A 1,716-nucleotide genomic window follows, 5' to 3' on the forward strand; every position below is an offset into this window, starting at 1 on the left:
ATGACTCGTCTTTTTTGTGTATATAGCTTATTGAAGGTCTTTAATAAAGTGAAACTTTAATCAGTGGGGGGTTCTTCCTCCCCAACTGATTATTGGCCCTCACCAATCGGGTTTTTACGGGCAGTTTATCTCCCACCGAACATTCTAGCCACTGGAACTGGACAATGATTTCGCTGAATTTTGAGGTGGGAGTATTACCACCCGTTAACGTGGGATAAACTTTTTCGGAGGCTTACTATTTTAGATTAGTAAAAATCTTGATGCAACATGAGGGTGCTATATTTAGAATTTGTATAATGTAATATAAGGTATTTTTGAATATACATAGTAGAGAAAGGGTTTATAGAATGAAGAAAATAAGTATTGTTACAATAGTAGTTTTACTCCTTCTAGTTATTGCGTATATGTTAGTTGGAAACTACTTTTATAACTATGCGTTAAATGCGAAACAAGAAAAAGAATTTTTAGAGGGAAACCCTCATTTAAAGAAAACCGTAACTACATCGGTTAACGTAGTAGCCACTGATGAAGTGAAAAATGCTGAATTTTTATCAAAACATCAACCGAATACGATAATTGCACGCTCTTTTGATGATTTAAAACTAAATGGCTATGAATATCGTAATCAGGAATCTAGTCATAAATGGTCAATCGTGGTTCACGGCTATAGTGGGAGAGCCTCGGAAATGACAAAATATATTCGTCATTTTTATGAAAAAGGTTATAGTGTGGTAGCGCCTGATCTTCGTGGTCATGGAAATAGTCAAGGTGACTATATTGGTATGGGGTGGCATGATCGTAAGGATATTATGCTGTGGATTGAGCGTATATTAAAAGAAGATCCACAAGCAGAAATAGCTCTGTTCGGTATTTCGATGGGAGGTGCGACTGTTATGATGACTTCTGGAGAAGATTTACCTTCTAATGTTAAAGTTATTATAGAAGATTGTGGTTATTCGTCTGTAATAGATGAATTTACGTACCAATTAAAGGATTTATTCCATTTACCAAAATTCCCTGTTATGAATGCGGCGAATACAATTACAAAACTCCGTGCTGGTTATGACTTGAATGAAGGATCGGCGGTCAAGCAAGTTGCAAAAAGTAAAACCCCGATGTTATTCATTCATGGAGATGCTGATACATTTGTTCCTTTTGAAATGTTAGATGAAGTGTATAATGCTGCAAAGGTAGAAAAAGAGAAATTAATTGTGCCAGGTGCAGGTCACGGAGAAGCTGAAAAGATAGATTCAGAGAAATATTGGAATACTGTATGGGGATTTGTCGAAAGGTATATTGCTGCGTAGCTGTAGGTTCATAAAGAATCTTTCACTCCTAATAGTGAAAGATTCTTTATTTATGTATAGATTACATATATTGATAGGATAATTAGAAGGGATTAACATAGTAAGGTGAAATATGAATGTAGTGTATGGAGGGGAGGTTTATATAGGTGACTTTTTATTGTTTATGAATAAAGATATCTTTCATAATCTAATAATTTGAGATTAGGTTGTGCCGGATATATTATGTCTATAGTTAGAGGTGTACACTTTATTCAAGTTTTTTGCCGCTTTTGGTGAATAATATGCCACCTTAAAATGCAAGTGGAGGCAAGGAAGTTATAAAGGGGATTTTATATATAGTAGAGGAGTTAAAAAACATTAAAAAAAGAGTTGCTTTTATAGTGATAAGCGTGTAATATTATACGAGTCG

Annotated in this window: 1 protein-coding gene; it reads left to right on the top strand. The window is 34.7% G+C overall.

The window, feature by feature from the left end:
- The first annotated feature begins 347 nt into the window (after positions 1-347).
- Positions 348-1,307 (top strand): alpha/beta hydrolase, encoded by a 960-nt coding sequence (locus CN288_RS27665; protein WP_026593436.1) that lies wholly within the window; start codon positions 348-350, stop codon positions 1,305-1,307.
- Positions 1,308-1,716: the final 409 nt, after the last annotated feature.

It is taken from the genome of Bacillus sp. AFS023182, from assembly GCF_002560575.1.
GTDB lineage: Bacteria > Bacillota > Bacilli > Bacillales > Bacillaceae_G > Bacillus_A > Bacillus_A arachidis.

What these genes read in the sequence shown, in the direction of transcription:
- CN288_RS27665 (WP_026593436.1), top strand. Translation starts at nt 348, where the DNA reads ATGAAGAAAATAAGTATTGTTACAATAGTAGTTTTACTCCTTCTAGTT.